This window comes from Anaerocolumna sedimenticola (assembly GCF_009931695.1).
Taxonomy (GTDB): domain Bacteria; phylum Bacillota; class Clostridia; order Lachnospirales; family Lachnospiraceae; genus Anaerocolumna; species Anaerocolumna sedimenticola.
Genome location: NZ_CP048000.1, coordinates 3537443 through 3554842 on the forward strand (window position 1 = coordinate 3537443; position 17400 = coordinate 3554842).

14 protein-coding genes and 1 pseudogene are annotated in these 17400 nt (G+C 37.1%); all 15 read left to right on the top strand.

Annotated elements, in window-relative coordinates; translation table 11 throughout:
* Positions 1 to 29: 29 nt before the first annotated feature.
* The 15 genes and pseudogenes from rlmN (at position 30) to murD (ending at position 17365) form a co-directional block, all read left to right on the top strand.
* Positions 30 to 1073, top strand: a complete 1044-nt coding sequence (gene rlmN, locus Ana3638_RS15645) for a 23S rRNA (adenine(2503)-C(2))-methyltransferase RlmN (RefSeq protein WP_161838865.1) — start codon at positions 30 to 32, stop codon at positions 1071 to 1073.
* A gap of 76 nt (positions 1074 to 1149) precedes the next feature.
* Positions 1150 to 1872, top strand: a complete 723-nt coding sequence (locus tag Ana3638_RS15650) for a Stp1/IreP family PP2C-type Ser/Thr phosphatase (protein ID WP_161838866.1) — start codon at positions 1150 to 1152, stop codon at positions 1870 to 1872.
* Positions 1873 to 1888: 16 nt separating this feature from the next.
* Complete coding sequence (gene pknB, locus Ana3638_RS15655; protein ID WP_161838867.1) at positions 1889 to 4078, top strand: Stk1 family PASTA domain-containing Ser/Thr kinase; 2190 nt, start codon at positions 1889 to 1891, stop codon at positions 4076 to 4078.
* Positions 4078 to 4956 (top strand): ribosome small subunit-dependent GTPase A, encoded by an 879-nt coding sequence (gene rsgA, locus Ana3638_RS15660; RefSeq protein WP_161838868.1) that lies wholly within the window; start codon positions 4078 to 4080, stop codon positions 4954 to 4956. The genes pknB and rsgA overlap by 1 nt, the downstream gene beginning before the upstream one ends.
* An 82-nt stretch (positions 4957 to 5038) precedes the next feature.
* Positions 5039 to 5701: a ribulose-phosphate 3-epimerase gene (gene rpe / locus Ana3638_RS15665; RefSeq protein WP_161838869.1), complete on the top strand. Its 663-nt coding sequence runs from the start codon at positions 5039 to 5041 to the stop codon at positions 5699 to 5701.
* A 17-nt stretch (positions 5702 to 5718) separates the two neighbouring features.
* Positions 5719 to 6375, top strand: coding sequence for a thiamine diphosphokinase (locus tag Ana3638_RS15670; RefSeq protein ID WP_161838870.1), 657 nt, complete (start codon positions 5719 to 5721; stop codon positions 6373 to 6375).
* 13 nt (positions 6376 to 6388) lie between these two features.
* Positions 6389 to 7484: pseudogene (ychF, locus tag Ana3638_RS26830) on the top strand (redox-regulated ATPase YchF).
* A 17-nt stretch (positions 7485 to 7501) separates the two neighbouring features.
* A complete protein-coding gene (gene lgt / locus Ana3638_RS15680; protein WP_161838871.1) occupies positions 7502 to 8440 on the top strand; it encodes a prolipoprotein diacylglyceryl transferase in 939 nt (312 codons plus the stop codon).
* Positions 8441 to 8746: 306 nt separating this feature from the next.
* Positions 8747 to 9175 carry a division/cell wall cluster transcriptional repressor MraZ gene (gene mraZ / locus Ana3638_RS15685; RefSeq protein WP_161838872.1) on the top strand — a complete coding sequence of 143 codons (429 nt, stop codon included), beginning with the start codon at positions 8747 to 8749 and terminating at the stop codon, positions 9173 to 9175.
* An 11-nt stretch (positions 9176 to 9186) separates the two neighbouring features.
* On the top strand, positions 9187 to 10143 hold the full coding sequence (gene rsmH, locus Ana3638_RS15690) for a 16S rRNA (cytosine(1402)-N(4))-methyltransferase RsmH (protein ID WP_161838873.1): 957 nt from the start codon (positions 9187 to 9189) through the stop codon (positions 10141 to 10143).
* A 30-nt stretch (positions 10144 to 10173) separates the two neighbouring features.
* The gene (locus tag Ana3638_RS15695; RefSeq protein WP_161838874.1) at positions 10174 to 10686 is read left to right on the top strand and encodes a septum formation initiator family protein; all 513 of its coding nucleotides are present in this window, start codon (positions 10174 to 10176) and stop codon (positions 10684 to 10686) included.
* A gap of 98 nt (positions 10687 to 10784) precedes the next feature.
* Positions 10785 to 12929, top strand: coding sequence for a peptidoglycan D,D-transpeptidase FtsI family protein (locus Ana3638_RS15700; protein WP_161838875.1), 2145 nt, complete (start codon positions 10785 to 10787; stop codon positions 12927 to 12929).
* A 72-nt stretch (positions 12930 to 13001) separates the two neighbouring features.
* A complete protein-coding gene (locus tag Ana3638_RS15705) occupies positions 13002 to 14951 on the top strand; it encodes a penicillin-binding transpeptidase domain-containing protein (RefSeq protein ID WP_161838876.1) in 1950 nt (649 codons plus the stop codon).
* Between the two features lie 65 nt (positions 14952 to 15016).
* On the top strand, positions 15017 to 15985 hold the full coding sequence (gene mraY, locus Ana3638_RS15710) for a phospho-N-acetylmuramoyl-pentapeptide-transferase (RefSeq protein WP_161838877.1): 969 nt from the start codon (positions 15017 to 15019) through the stop codon (positions 15983 to 15985).
* 21 nt (positions 15986 to 16006) lie between these two features.
* Positions 16007 to 17365 carry a UDP-N-acetylmuramoyl-L-alanine--D-glutamate ligase gene (murD, locus tag Ana3638_RS15715; RefSeq protein WP_161838878.1) on the top strand — a complete coding sequence of 453 codons (1359 nt, stop codon included), beginning with the start codon at positions 16007 to 16009 and terminating at the stop codon, positions 17363 to 17365.
* Positions 17366 to 17400: the final 35 nt, after the last annotated feature.

The window sequence follows — 17400 nt, forward strand, 5'->3', positions numbered from 1 at the left end:
TTTGAAATATTTCAGATAAAGGAAGTTATATGTCAAAAATTGATATTAAATCATTAAACTTAGATGAACTAAAGGATTTGTTGCAGCAAATTGGGGACAAACCTTTTCGTGCAAAGCAGATCTATGAATGGCTTCATGTAAAACTGGTTTCTGATTTTAACGAGATGACCAACATTTCGAAACAATTAAGAGAACAGTTAAAGGAAATCAGCGAAATTACCAACCTTGCGGTTGTTAATAAACTGGAATCGGAAGACGGTGAAACCACAAAGTTTTTATTCCGCTTATGGGACGGGCGGGTTTTAGAAAGCGTTCTTATGAAATACCATCATGGTAATTCCGTCTGCATATCCTCACAGGTGGGGTGTAAGATGGGATGTAAATTCTGTGCTTCTACCATTGGAGGATTTGAGAGAAATTTAACCGCTTCCGAGATGCTGGATCAAATATACTGTATTCAACGGATATCCGGAGAGAGAGTATCTAATGTTGTGGTAATGGGAACCGGAGAACCTCTGGATAATTACGACAACCTCGTTCGGTTTATACACATGTTATCAGATGAAAATGGCCTAAATATCAGCCAGAGAAACATTACGGTATCAACCTGCGGCCTGGTTGATAAAATAAAAGCCCTGGCAGATGAGAATCTTCAGATCACCCTGGCACTGTCCTTACATGCACCTAATGATACGGTAAGAAAACAGCTAATGCCCATAGCGGAAAGATTTGATATCGATTCTGCAATAAATGCATGTATTTACTATTACGAAAAGACCGGGCGAAGAATAACGTTTGAATATAGTATGGTAGAAGGGATAAATGATTTACCGGAGCATGCACTTGAACTGTATAAGCGTATCAAAGGTCTTAACTGCCATGTAAATTTAATTCCGGTTAACCCAATAAAAGAAAGAAATTATAAGCAATCACAAATGAAAAGTATACAAAATTTCAAAAATATACTTGAAAAATATAGAATTAATGTTACTATTAGAAGAGAAATGGGTACAGATATTGATGCTGCCTGTGGTCAATTAAGAAAAAGCTATATGGATAAAACTTCTGATTAGTTATAATTCTGTATTTCAAATGGGAACCAGCAAATCTTTAAGTTTGTCTGGTATTGAAATTCAAGGAGGTGTAAGCATGAGATCATTTTCAATAACGGATATTGGGGAGAAAAGGCAAATTAACCAAGATTACGTTTTTTGTGAAGAAAAAAGTATTGGCGGTCTTCCGAATCTGTTTATTGTTGCAGATGGAATGGGTGGTCATAATGCCGGTGATTATGCGTCTAGATTCTGTGTTGAAGTCTTTACGGAGAAAATCAGAACGAATCAGCAAAAAACTCCAATTGGAATGATATCAGAAGCGTTACAATATACCAATGACTTATTATTGGAAGAAGCCAATACTAATTATGACCTGCAGGGGATGGGTACCACTTTCGTAGTTGCAACAATCATTGAAAACATAATGTATGTGGCGAATGTTGGTGACAGCAGACTTTATGTCATCCGTGACAATATAAAGCAAATTACAGAGGATCATTCCTTGGTGGAAGAAATGGTAAAAACCGGTGAAATTGAAAGGAAAGATGTACGATTTCATCCGAATAAAAACATTATTACAAGAGCCTTGGGAGCTAATGCGAGTGTAACGCCGGATTATTTTGAGGTAGAATTAAATAAAGATGATATTGTATTAATGTGTTCAGATGGGCTAACGAATATGATGGAAGATAAAGATATCATGGAAATTGTCAGAGAATATCCCGAAGATTTAGAGACGGCTGCAAAAACTTTAGTAGACAAAGCCAATAAAAACGGCGGGAATGACAATATATCCATCGTAGTTGTAAAACTGTAGAAAGAGGTGAGGTAGAATGTTAAAACCGGGTATGTTTATTAGTGACCGATACGAAATAATTGATAAAGTAGGCTCCGGAGGAATGGCGGATGTCTATAAAGCCAGATGTCACAGGTTAAATCGTTTCGTTGCCATTAAGGTGCTGAAACCTGAATATAGTGATGATAAAAACTTTGTTAAGAAGTTCAGAGGAGAAGCACAATCGGCGGCAGGTTTATCCCACCCGAATATAGTAAATGTTTATGATGTTGGTGATGACAACGGTCTTCATTATATCGTAATGGAGCTGGTTGAGGGTATAACGTTAAAGAATTTTATTGAAAGAAAAGGTAAATTAGAGGTTAAGGAAGCTGTCGGTATTGCAATCCAAATTGCCATGGGTATGGAAGCCGCACATATGAATCATATTATCCACAGGGATATAAAACCTCAGAACATAATCATTTCTAAAGAAGGAAAAGTAAAGGTAACTGACTTTGGTATAGCAAAAGCAACCACATCCAATACCATTACTTCTAATGCTATGGGTTCCGTACATTATTTGTCTCCGGAACAGGCAAGGGGCGGTTATAGTGATGAAAAGAGTGATATTTATTCCCTTGGTGTTACTTTATATGAGATGCTTTCAGGACAAGTACCTTTTGCCGGGGATAATACGGTTTCCGTAGCTCTTCTTCATATTCAGGGTGAAGCAGCTCCCCTTAGAGAACTGGACCCCAATATACCTCTAAGTGTAGACCGGATTGTCCAGAAATGTATGCAGAAAAAACCGGAGCGCAGATATCTGTCCGCATCAGAATTAATTGCAGATTTAAAACGTTCTATTTCTAATCCTAATGGTGATTTTGTAGTAATCCCTAATGCATCGGTAAATGATTCACCTACCATTAACATATCGGATGACGAAGTAAATCACATAAAAAGTGCAACCAAAATGACGGGGGCCGGTTATGATACCTCCAAAGATATCTATCAGAATACGGACGGACGCAGGATGGGGGATACCAATTATAACCAGAATGATTCCGATGAAGAGGAAGAACTTGACAGTGTGGACCCCAGAGTTGAGAAAATAATTTTAGTAGGCTCCATTGCAGCCGGTGTAATTTTAACAATACTGATTATTTTCTTTGTGGTGCGTTTCTTTAAGTTATTTCCAGGTTCGGATAATAAACCCGGAATCAGTACTACGGAAACAACAACAGAGGAATCTATTGATTCTACAACAACGGAAGAGACCAGTGAAACCATCGTTATTCCTCCGGTTGTCGGATTAAAATTAAAAGATGCGGAAGATACGTTATATGCTAAATCGGAATTCTTAAAAGTCACTTCAACGGAAGAATATTCCGACGAATATGAAAAAGGAATGGTTATGAAACAGTATCCTGCTCAGGATACTGAAGTAGAGTCCGATGCTGAGGTCAGTTTAGTAGTAAGTCTTGGTTCGAAACCTTTCCAGGTTCCTAATGTATATAACTTAACGGACAATCAGGCGGTAACCATACTGCAGGAAGCAGGTCTGGTAGTACAGCATGATTATGCTTACAGCGATGAGATAGAAGAAGGAAGAGTAATTGAAACAAACCCTGCAAGAGATACCGATGCGGTTAAAGGTGATACGATAACAGTTATAATCAGTAACGGTCCGGAAGTTAAAACGGTAAAGGTACCGGCTATCCTTGGCCTTACCGAGAAAAAAGCAGCTGAAAAGTTAGTAGCTGCAGGTCTGAAAAAAGGAGAGGTTGCTACGGATTATTCAGACACCTATCCGAAGGGTCAGGTTATGTCTCAAAGTAAGGGAGAAGGAACAGAAGTAGACAGCGGTACGGCAATTGATTTCGTAGTCAGCTTAGGATCCGGTGTAACCGATCCGCCGGAAGACAATACCCAGACTTTCATCGGGCATATTGAAATTGATGAAAATCCTTTTGATTACCAGGGTGACAGTGGAATTGTTAAAATACAGCTTATTCAGGATGGCAATACCACAACACTCTTAAAAGAAAATCTGGATTACGACAGTTTCCCGTTAAATGTAGGTGATTACACCAGTGAAAGTGGTTCTACCGGAACTGTTAAGATGTATATCGGAAGGGAAGCCGCGGACGGTGAAGACGGAGCTGTCAGTGAGAATGGAAAACTGATAAAATACGAACAATACCCTACAACATGGCGAGTTGAATTTACACCGGTGGAAGAATAATGGAAGGCAAGATTATTAAAGGTATCGCAGGTTTTTACTATGTTTATGTAAAAACATTCGGTTTGTATGAATGCAAGGCGAAAGGAATCTTTCGTAATCAAAAGATAAAACCATTAGTTGGTGATAACGTAATTATTGATGTAATTGATGAAAATGAAAAGAAGGGAAATATCAGTGATATTCTGGAACGTAAAAATGAATTAATACGTCCGGCTGTTGCTAATGTGGATCAGGCGCTGGTTATTTTTGCGGCAGCCGATCCAGCCCCGAATTTGAACTTATTGGACCGTTTTTTAATTTTAATGTTAAAACAACAGGTGGATACCGTTATCTGTTTTAATAAAAAAGATATCGTAACGGAAAAAGAAATCAGACTATTAGAGGAAGCATATATTAAATGCGGTTATAAGGTTATTTTTACTAGTACGTATACAGAGGATGGAATAGAGACCCTGCGTGAATTGTTAAAAGATAAAACAACAGTTCTGGCAGGGCCGTCCGGTGTGGGCAAGTCTTCTATTATAAATAATATCCATCCGGATGCTAATATGCAAACAGGTATGATCAGTGAAAAAATAAAAAGAGGTAAGCATACCACAAGACATTCCGAATTATTTTATATACAGGGTAATACTTTTATTATGGACACCCCTGGATTTAGTTCCTTGTATATTCAGGATATGGAGAAAGAAGAATTAAAAAATTATTTTGCTGAGTTTCATGAATATGATGGTTTTTGCAGGTTCAATGGCTGTGCTCATTTAAATGAACCCGGCTGTGCAGTGAAAGAAGCATTAAAGGAAGGGAAAATCAGCAAAATCCGTTATAACAACTATACAGAAATTTATGAAGAAATTAAGAATCAAAAGAGATATTAAGAATAGTTGAAAATAATTTCACATGGTACTTTGTGCCTGGGGCTTAAAGCTTGCAGGTTGTGAGAAAGGTTTGGTTATTATTATGGTTAAATTAGCACCATCTATACTGGCAGCAGACTTTGCTAATCTGGGTAATGATATTCTACAGGCAGAAATGGCAGGAGCAGATTATCTTCACATCGATGTAATGGATGGAGCTTTTGTTCCAAGTATATCTTTTGGTGTTCCCATCATACAGGCAATACGTCCTGTTTCGAAACTTTTTTTTGATGTACATTTGATGGTAGAGGAACCGATTCGCTATATTGATGATTTTGTAAAGGCCGGTGCGGATTTGATTACTGTTCATGCGGAAGCATGCAGACATTTGAACCGTACGCTTGCTAAAATTAAAGAAAATGGTATAAAGGCCTGTGTATCGCTGAATCCGACAACTCCTTTATCTGCACTTGAATATGTTCTTAACGATGTGGACATGATTCTTTTAATGAGTGTAAATCCGGGTTTTGGAGGACAGTCTTTTTTACCGTTTATGTTTGAGAAGATAAGTGATTTGAAAAATATGGCGCTTCGTCGAAATTGTAACATAGATATTGAGGTTGATGGTGGCATTTCCGCTTCCAATGTTGAACAGGTAATAAAAGCCGGTGCGAATGTTATTGTAGCCGGAACCGCTGTTTTTAAAGGTGATATTAATAAGAATATTGCAGATTTTAGAAAGATATTTGCAACATATCCAGATTAAAAGGTACGGGTATTTATATGAAAGAAAATCGTATTCTGATTATTACAGGCGGAGCGGCATCCATAGATTTCGTAAGGGAATTTCTTATAAAGAACAGGTTTGATACTATAATAGCGGTTGACAGCGGACTGGTAACAGCCAGTAAACTGGGAATTCCCCTCCAATATATAGTAGGTGATTTTGATTCCGTACCACGTGAATTAATTGAAAGTTACCGGAATGATAAATCTGTTATTATTAATGAATTTAATCCTGAGAAAGACGCTACGGATACTCATATTGCCTTAAGTTTAGGGCTTGAATTAAATGGCAGTGAAATTGTAATATTAGGAGCAACCGGCACTCGTATTGACCATATGCTCGCTAATATTCATTTATTATATTTACCTCTGAATAAAAATATAAAAGCTTCTATTATTGATGAGCATAATAAAATATATATGATTAATAAAAGTACTGCCATATATAAAAATAAGCTCTTTGGTCCTTTTGTTTCGCTTCAGCCTTTTACGGAGGTTGTAAAGGGAATAACATTAAAAGGATTTAAATATCCGTTAAACAACTATACAATGTTAAAAGGCGATAGTATAGGAACCAGTAACGAAGTTGTAGAGGAACAAGCAGATATTTCATTGGAGGATGGAATACTTATTGTAATAGAAGCAAGAGATTGAAAGGAAGACACATATGAAACTAGGTATAGTAGGTTTACCCAATGTAGGAAAGAGCACATTATTTAATTCACTGACGAAAGCCGGCGCAGAATCCGCCAATTATCCTTTTTGTACAATAGATCCTAATATCGGAATTGTTGCGGTACCGGATGAAAGACTTAAAGTTTTAGGTGATTTATATCATTCGGAAAAAGTGGTTCCGGCAGCAATTGAATTTGTGGATATTGCAGGTTTAGTGAAAGGTGCTTCCAAGGGAGAGGGATTAGGAAATCAGTTTCTGTCCAATATCAGAGAGGTAGATGCCATTGTTCATGTCGTAAGGTGTTTTGAAGATACAAATATTATCCATGTTGACGGATCAATAGATCCCTTAGAGATATAGAGACAATTAACCTTGAATTAATCTTCTCTGATATGGAAATGCTTGAGAGAAGAATTGCCCGTACCTCTAAAGGTTCCAAGAATGATAAAGCCTGGCGAAGGAATTGGAATTATTGGAGCGTCTGAAAGCGCATCTGGAATCTGGTAACATGGCAAAGAGTTTTGCAACGGATGATGAAGAAGAACTTGTCTTATTGAACGGATATAATTTATTAACTTATAAACCGGTTATCTATGCAGCCAATGTAAAAGAAGAGGATTTGGCAGATGATGGTGCCGGTAATGCTTTTGTTAAAAAAGTTAAGGAATTTGCCTCCCAAGAAAACTCTGAAGTTTTTGTAATATGTGCCCAGATTGAACAGGAAATTGCCGAACTTGATGACGATGAGAAGAAGTTATTCTTAGAAGATATGGGACTAAAAGAATCAGGTTTGGAAAAATTAATCCGCGCAAGTTATCATATCTTAGGTTTAATCAGTTATTTAACAGCCGGACCCAAAGAAACGAAAGCATGGACGATTGTGAAAGGTACAAAAGCTCCGGGGGCAGCCGGCAAAATCCATACGGATTTTGAGAGAGGTTTTATCCGCGCAGAAATTGTTAACTATGAAAATCTCGTTGAATGCGGCAGCTACAATGCGGCAAAAGATAAAGGTTTGGTACGTTCAGAAGGTAAAGAATATGTAGTTCAGGACGGCGATGTGGTATTATTCCGTTTTAATGTATAAGAAAGTGGTGAACTAATATGTTAATAAGTGCTGCAACTAGTATTTGGTTTCCTAATTTAGGTATTGAACTGAAAAATGTAGGTTCACACATTAATGTTTTTGGGTTTGAAATAGCTTATTATGGTATTGTAATTGCTTGTGGAATGGCACTAGGTTATCTGATAGCGGAATGGCAGGCAAAACGGACCGGACAGGATAAAGATTTGTATCTGGATTTTGCACTTTATGCTATTCTATTATCTGTAATCGGAGCCAGAATATATTATGTCATTTTTGCCTGGGATGAATTTAAAGCGGATCCCATTCAGATATTTAACATAAGAAATGGCGGACTTGCTATATATGGCGGTGTCATCACAGCTATTATTACGGCCTTTGTTTACACAAGAATAAAAAAGTACTCCTTTGCCCTTTTAGCCGATACCGGATGTCTTGGATTAATAACGGGACAGATTATTGGCAGATGGGGTAACTTCTTTAATCGTGAAGCATTTGGTAAGTATACCAATAATCCTTTTGCAATGCTTTTGGATATTAAAGATGTAAGCAGTGATTATACTGCTCCTGTGTCTTATCTGACAGAAAAATATGCAGGCAGGCCCGATGCACTGAAACGGATCATGGAGATCAGGGAGAATCCGGTAGTTATTAATGGGATTACGTATATTCAGGTTCATCCCACTTTTCTTTATGAGTCGTTTTGGAATTTATGTGTTTTAATATTATTAATAATATATTCGAAACATAAAAAATTTAATGGTGAAATATTTTTATTATACCTGGCTGGATATGGTTTGGGAAGAGTCTGGATAGAAGGCTTAAGAACGGATCAATTATTTTTGTGGAATACGCCATTTGCCGTATCCCAGTTACTATCCGGTTTATTGGTTATATCGGCTGTAGCAATTATTATCTTCAAACGTACTTCCTTAAAAAAGAAAAAAACAATAAATTAAAAAATCAACGTTAACCAAAGTATTGAGATTGGATTTTAACAGAACTAGATTTGGAGGAGTAGGACCAAAAGACTATTCCTCTTTTTTGTGCCCAGATATAGTTGAATTATAGTACATTTACTCATTTTATACAATATATTGTGCATATTATGTATAAAGTTGCAGGCTGCCAAATATAACCATGGCTGCTTGCCTTTTTTTTATGCAGAAATACTTGATAATTTCCCATAAGTGGTATAAAATATCAATAGAAGTGGAGGAAAGTGGTGCGAAGTGGTAGTAAGTGGTAGATAGGTGGTGAGATCCATGTTCATGGGAGAATACAATCATACGATTGATATCAAGGGTAGAATAATTATACCATCCAAGTTCAGAGAAGCGTTAGGTGATGAATTTGTTGTTACCCTGGGTTTAGATGGCTGCTTATTTGTATATCCTAATGAGGAATGGATGAACTTCGTCACTCAGCTTAAAAATCTCCCCGGAAGTAAAGAAGCCAGACAATTACAGCGTTATTTTATGGCAGGAGCTGCCACGTGTGAGGTGGACAAGCAGGGAAGAATTCTGATTCCAAACAAATTAAGAGAGCAGGCAGGGTTGGAAAAAGATATCGTGTTTGTCGGAGTCTTAAGTAAAATTGAGATCTGGAGCAAAGATAAATGGGAAAGTAATAATGATTATGATGATATGGATCAGATTGCAGAACATATGTCGGAGTTCGGACTAAGCTTTTAGGGGGTTTTAGATTGGACACTTTAACAGAAAATTTTAATTTTAAACACAAATCCGTACTATTAGAGGAAACAATTGAAGCACTTAATATAAAAACGGATGGGATATATGTAGACGGAACTTTAGGCGGAGGCGGACATTCCTATGAAATATGCAGACGATTATCGGGAAATGGCAGATTAATCGGTATTGATCAGGATGAAGCAGCCATAAGAGCCGGAAGCGAACGATTGAAAGAATTTAAAGATAAGGTAACCATAGTCAGAAGTAATTATTCGGATATGAAGAGAGTACTAGCGGATCTTGGTATTCAAAAGGTTGATGGGATACTATTGGATTTGGGTGTTTCTTCCTACCAGCTGGATACTCCGGAAAGGGGATTTTCTTATAAAGAAAATGCGCCGTTAGATATGCGGATGGATACCAGGTTTGACAAAACAGCAAAAGATATTGTAAATGGGTATAGTGAATTTGATTTATACCGAATCATAAGAGATTACGGAGAGGACAAGTTCGCAAAGAACATTGCCAAGCATATTGTGCGGGTGAGAGAAGAAAAATCCATAGAGACGACGGACGAACTGACAGAAGCAATTAAAGCGGCTATTCCAATGAAGATCAGGATGAATACAGGTCATCCTGCAAAAAAAACTTTTCAGGCAATACGAATTGAATTAAACAGGGAATTAGAAGTTTTAAATAAATCGCTTGACGATATGATTGGGATGTTGGCAGATAATGGCAGGCTGTGTATCATTACTTTTCATTCTCTGGAGGATAGAATCGTAAAAAGCAGTTTTAGAAATAATGAAAATCCCTGTACCTGCCCGCCAAACTTTCCTGTTTGTGTTTGCGGGAATATATCAAAAGGAAAGGTAATTACCAAAAAACCAATCCTGCCAACGGATCAGGAAATTGTTGATAACAAGAGATCGAAAAGTTCAAAACTTAGAGTTTTTGAGCGACATTAGACATTAATAGAAAATTGGGGGGAGAAAAGCATGGAGGCAAAAAGACAACGTTATCAATATAATAATTATTCCATAGATGGAAGCAATGCTAGAAAATTACAGGTTATTCCGGGATACGGCGAACCAGAAGAGATAGAACCGATACGACAACCGGCAAGAGAGAAAAGAAGAAAACCAAAAGCCGACATAGGTATCGATCTATTTTCTGTGCTTTTTTTAACCATTGCTATAGCCGTAACATTATATACCTGTATTAATTATCTTCAGGTTCAATCCGATCTTACGGAACAAAACAAGGAAATAGCCCAATTGGAACACAATTTGGTAAAATTACAGAATCAAAATAAAGATGCCTTATCTCAACTGAATACTTCACTGGATTTAAATTATATCTATAAAATTGCAACAAAAGAACTTGGTATGGTTTATCCTAAAGATAATCAGATCATAACATATAAAAGTAATTTAAGTGATTATGTAAGACAATACGAAGATATACCGGAAGAAAATGGTTCTGACTTACTAGATAAGATTTTGAATTAATTATCCGATATATAAGAAAAGAAAAATTAATACCTTGATTAGAAGGTATGATTTTTAATCAATCAATATTGCTAAATTACTTTGTTTGAGGGGAATCTATGAGAAACGTAGCAAGAGAGAAAAAAATGAAAAAATTTACAAACAAAATGCAAGCAAAGTTATTGCTTGTTTTTTGTATTATTATCCTCACAATGATAGGACTGATTGTGAGGCTGGTACATATAAACCGTACCGATGGGGAACGTTATGCGAAAAAGGTTTTATCCCAGCAAACTTATACAAGTACAGTTATACCCTTTCAAAGGGGAAGCATTCTTGACAGAAAAGGTACGGTTTTAGCAACCAGTGAAAAAGTATATAACATTATTCTGGATGTTAAATTTATGCTGGAGGATAAAAAGTATTTAACCCCAACAATCAAGGCATTAACGGATTGTTATGACAGTATCAAGGAAGATACTATCATGGATTTGGTAAATAAAAGACCGGAAAGCCGGTATGTCGTTCTGGAAAAAGGTATCAGTTATAAGAAGATGATGCAATTTAAGGACAAAGAAAAAAAGGATAATAACATACAGGGCGTTTGGTTTGAAGAAGATTACGTAAGAAAATATCCATATAAAACATTGGCAAGTGATGTAATTGGTTTTACCTCAAGCGGTAATGTAGGTAACTGGGGTATCGAACAATTTTACAACGATCAGTTAAACGGGGTAAACGGTATTGAATACGGTTACATAGACTCCGAATTAAAACTGGAACAAACAACGAAACCGGCAATAAACGGGAATACGATTATATCAACTATTGATGCAAATGTTCAGGGTATCGTTCAGGAACATATTAAAAAATTTAATAAGGATATGGATTGTAAAAATATCGGTGTTATAGTAATGAATCCAAACAACGGCGAGATATTAGCCATGGCATCCAATGAAGAATATGATTTAAATAATCCAACGGATCTGACTCCTTTTTATACAAAAAAAGAAATCGGTAAAATGACCGATAAGGAAAAATTAGATGCTTTAAATGCAATCTGGAGAAATTATACCATCAGTGATATGTATGAACCAGGGTCTACTTTTAAGCCATTTACTGTTTCTGCGGGCCTGGAAGAAAATATTATTCATCCAAATGATACTTATCTTTGTGATGGAGGGCAAAATATTAACGGAGTTGAAATTGGGTGTTCCCATATACATGGTACGGTTGATCTGACTCAAGTTCTTATGAAGTCCTGTAATGATGCACTGATGCAGATTGGAGCCAAAGAAGGGAAGCAACTGTTTTATGACTATCAGAACTTCTTTGGGATGGGACGTAAGACAGGAATAGACCTCCCCGGTGAAGCGTTAGGTATATTAGTTCCGGAAAACAAAATGAGTCCTGTAGATTTAGCTATCAGTAGTTTTGGGCAAACCTTTACTGTTACTATGATTCAGATGGCAAGTGGATTCTCCTCCTTGGTAAATGGCGGTTATTATTATGAGCCTCATATTGTTAAGCAAATAGTAAATCCGGGAGGTGCAACTTTACAAAATTTTGACAAGGTACTGGTAAAGGAATCTGTTTCCAGTGAAACCTCTGAATTTATCAATAATGCTATGTATCTAACCGTAGAAGGGGAAGGGGGAACTGCATCTGGAGCAAAGGTTCCGGGTTATAAAGTAGGCGGTAAGACCGGAACTGCGCAAAAATTTCCTAGAAAAGATAAAAGGCATCTGTTATCCTTTATTGGTGCCGTACCGGCAGACAAACCTGAAATGATTATATATGTTGTTCTTGATGATCCGCAGAAGGTTGAGCCTTCAGCACAATCAAGCGGTATCGCTACAGAATTTGCAGGAGAAATTTTAAAAGACATCCTGCCGTTTTTAGAGATATATCCTACCGAATCTTCGAAAGGGCTTAATATTTCGAAGACAACTCCTGTACTGCCCAGTACTGGTACACAGACAAATTCAGATAAGAATACAACGGAGGATACCAATATGTCTAACGGGAATTCTAATGAAGATAATGCTGATGGGAATACTACAGAAGCAGACGATAAGGATGCGAATGCTAAAGATAATAAAGATTCAGACAATACCTCGGATTCATCAGAGGGTGACGGTTTAGAAACCGACAATGACAATACTTTCACGGAATCTGACGAAGATGGTGAAATTCTTGATTTTATACCGGATACCTTAGAAAGCGACAATGGGTTGGGTATACAATCTGAAAATAACAATTAGTTTATAAATATATTATCATAACCTCATATAGTTTGTAATAAAATAAAACGATAAGATATGTGAGGTTATCCTATGGCACGTAATAAAACCTTTAACCGCCGTAATGTCCTCGTCATCGTTACTGTAATTCTGATAGCGGCAGTGGGCTTAACGGTTAGATTGGGTTATCTGATGATCCTCAAATCGGCCGAATATGCGGAACGCGCAGAAGATCTGCATGAAAGAGAAAGGGCAATCAAGGCGGAGAGAGGAACCATATATGATAAAAATGGAATAGCTATTGCGACAAATAAACCTGTCAGTACTATTTCTGTTATACATAGCCAGATTAAAGATCCGGAGCGGGTAATTCAAGTGTTATCTGAATTACTTTCGTTAAGCGAGGAGAAAGTAAGGAAGAGAGTTGAGAAAGTTTCTTCCATAGAAAGGATAAAATCCAATGTAGATAAAGAAATTGCAGATAAAATCCGTGAGTATGATTTGGACGGAGTTATGGTGGATGAGGATTACAAAAGGTATTATCCTTATGGCAGTTTAGCTTCCAAAGTAATTGGTTTTACAGGAAGTGATAACCAGGGTATTATCGGTCTGGAAGTTGCTTATGATAAATATTTAAAAGGAACAGATGGCACTATTTTGACTTTAACTACTGCTTATGGTGTCGAGATTGACAATGCTGCGGAAGACAGGATAGAACCCAGGGCCGGAAATGATTTATATATCAGTCTTGACGTAAATATCCAAAAATACGCAGAACAGGCCGCTCTAAAAATCATGGAAGCCAAAAACGCGAATAATGTAAAACTGATTCTGATGAATCCTCAGAATGGTGAATTATATGCAATGGTTAATGTCCCTGAATTTGATTTAAATGATCCGTATACCTTAACGGACAATATGTTAAAAGGTGCCACCCCTTCCTCATTAACCAGTAAACAAACCAACGATTTACTGAATAATATGTGGAGAAATGCCTGTATCAGTGATACGTATGAGCCGGGTTCCTGTTTTAAAATTGTAACGGCTACTGCGGCGTTGGAAGAAAAAGTCGTTAAGCTGGATGATAAATTTTTCTGTCCGGGTTATAAAATAGTAGAAGACCGAAGAATACGGTGTCATAAAGTCGGAGGCCACGGCAGTGAGACTTTCGTAGAGGGAATAAAGAATTCCTGTAATCCAGTTTTTATGGAAATTGGAGCTCGGGTTGGAATCACCAATATGTATAAATACTTTGGTAAATTGGGACTTTTCAATAAAACAGGTATCGATCTTCCAGGGGAAGCAAAATCAATTATGCATAAACCTGAAAATGTAGGAGCTGTTGAATTAGCAACTATTTCTTTCGGCCAGTCTTTCCAGATAACGCCGCTTCAGCTGTTAGTTGCAGCGAGTGCAGTTGTCAACGGAGGCAATATCGTTACACCGCATTTTGGTGTTCAGGTAAAAAGTCCCGAAGGTACTACTGTAAAAACTTTTCATTATGAAGGTGCACAAGGCGCAGTATCAAAAGAAACTTCGGATACCATGAAGAAATTATTGGAGGCAGTTGTTTCTGAGGGTACCGGTAAAAGAGCTTATTTACCCGGATTTAAAATTGGCGGAAAAACTGCTACTTCAGAAAAATTACCGCGTAGCAGCAACAAATACATATCATCCTTTCTTGGATTTGCACCAGCAGATAATCCCCAGGTTATTGCAATCGTTTTAATCGATGAGCCAACCGGAATCTATTATGGCGGTACCATAGCAGCACCGGTAATCGCTGAGGTACTTGACAATGTACTTCCTTATTTAGGTGTTGAACCCCATTATACAGAAGCCGAAACGAAAGAATTTAACGTTGGAACCATAAACATGCCGAATCTGGTGGGTAAGAAAAAAGATGAGTTAAAAGAAATCTTAAAAGACACCGATTATGGTGACATTTATTATTTAGGTGAGGGTGAAACGATCAAGGAGCAATTCCCGTTACCGGGTGAGAAGATAAATCTAAATAGTGACTTGATTCTATATCTGGAATAGAATATAATAAAAAAGTTGGTTTTACGAAAGAAATAACAAGAGGATTCACTTGGGAGGAAAAAAAGATGGATTTTAAAATATTAATGCCGGTTATCATATCATTTGTTATCAGTGTAATTTTGTGCCCGATTTTAATACCTTTTTTAAAGAGGCTAAAATTTGGCCAGTTTGTACGTGACGATGGACCGGAGAGCCATTTAAAGAAATCGGGTACGCCAACCATGGGCGGAATCATTATTTTACTCAGTGTTACCCTTACTTCTTTAGCTTATATTGGTAAATATCCGGATATGATACCGGTCTTATTCTCAACAGTTGGATTTGGTATTATTGGATTACTGGACGATTATATCAAGGTTGTTATGAAAAGATCGATGGGATTAAGGGCCTGGCAGAAACTGGTAGGCCAGATATTAGTTACTGCAATTTTTGGTTATTATTTAGTAAATTATACCGATGTTGGTTCAACTATGCTTATCCCTTTTACCGGTGGTTTTAAAGGCGGTATGTATTTAGATACATCATATTTATTTATTCCATTATTATTTTTGGTTGTATTAGGTACCGTAAACGGTGCCAATTTCACAGATGGCCTGGATGGTTTAGCAAGCAGTGTAACGCTTTTAATTGCTACGTTTTTTTCTGTTGTTGCAATCGGAATGGGGAGCGGTATTTCTCCTATCACCTGTGCCGTAGCAGGTAGTTTATTAGGATTTCTGGTATTTAATATTTACCCGGCAAGGGTATTTATGGGGGATACCGGTTCACTGGCCTTAGGAGGATTTGTGGCTGCTTCGGCATATATGCTTCGAATGCCGTTATTTATACTCATTGTAGGATTAATCTATCTGATTGAGGTTCTGTCAGTTATGCTCCAGGTCGGATATTTTAAATTAACCGGTGGTAAAAGAATTTTTAAAATGGCGCCGATTCATCATCATTTTGAGTTATGCGGCTGGGCGGAGACAAGAGTAGTAGCAGTTTTCGGGGTCATAACAGCAATTCTTTGTTTAATAGCACTAATGGGAATATAACATCAGGGAGGATTTAATACGATGAAACTGAATGATAAACGGATTTTTGTATTTGGAACCGGTATAAGCGGTATTTCTGCTGTGAATTTATTGCAGAAAGTTGCTGCTGATATTATCGTATATGATGGCAATGATAAGTTAAATAAAGATGAAATAAAGGCCAAATTACCGGAGGATTTTAATGGCACCATTCTTCTGGGTTCCATACCGGAGGGATTAATTGATACCATTGATTTGGTAATCTTAAGTCCGGGTGTACCTACTGATTTAGAGTTAGTAAACCAAATGAGGGATAAAAAGATTCCCATCTGGGGAGAAGTAGAGCTTGCATATTATTTTTCCAAGGGTAAAATTGTGGGAATTACCGGTACGAATGGTAAAACAACTACTACAACACTGGTCGGTGAAATTATGAAGACCTATTTTAATAGTGTATTTGTAGTTGGGAATATCGGAGTGCCTTATACGGAAATGGTACTAAATACAACGGAAGAATCCGTTACGGTTGCAGAAATGAGCAGCTTTCAATTAGAATCTATTGAATCTTTCAAACCCAATGTAAGTGCTATTTTAAATATAACGCCGGATCATTTAAACAGACATCATACGATGGAAAACTACATTGAAGCGAAAAAAAACATTACACGAAATCAGGATAGTAGTGATGTTTGTGTTATAAATTATGAAGATGAAGTTTTAAGAAAAATAGGGCAGGAGCTAAAAACAAAAGTATTCTACTTTAGTAGCCTGCATGCGTTAGATTATGGTATTTATCTTGAGGGCGAAAATATTATTTATAATGACAGCCAGAATAAAACCTTAGTATGTAATATACAGGAATTAAATATTTTCGGACGTCACAGTTATGAAAATGTAATGGCTGCGGTTGCCTGCGGAATTTCCCTTGGAGTTCCTATGGATAAAATTAAATATGCAATTACCAATTTTGTTGCAGTGGAGCATCGAATCGAATTTGTTACTACCAAACACGGCGTTAAATATTATAATGATTCCAAAGGAACAAATCCGGATGCATCTATGAAAGCAATTGAATCCATGCAGACACCGACGCTTTTAATAGCCGGCGGTTATGATAAAGGTTCCGAATATGATGAGTGGCTGGAGGCTTTTGGCGGTAAAATCCGCTATTTGGTATTATTAGGTCAGACCAGGGATAAAATTGCAGAAACAGCAAAACGCCATGGTTTTGAAAATATTATTATGGTAGAAAGCCTGGAAGAGGCTGTAAACGTGTGTGCAAAGAAAGCGAATCAAGGTGACTCCGTTCTTCTGTCACCTGCCTGTGCAAGTTGGGGAATGTTTAAAAATTACGAGGAACGCGGGCACTTATTTAAGGAATATGTAAAAAATTTGGATTGATAGATTTCTAAAGATTAATCGATTTCTAAAATAGG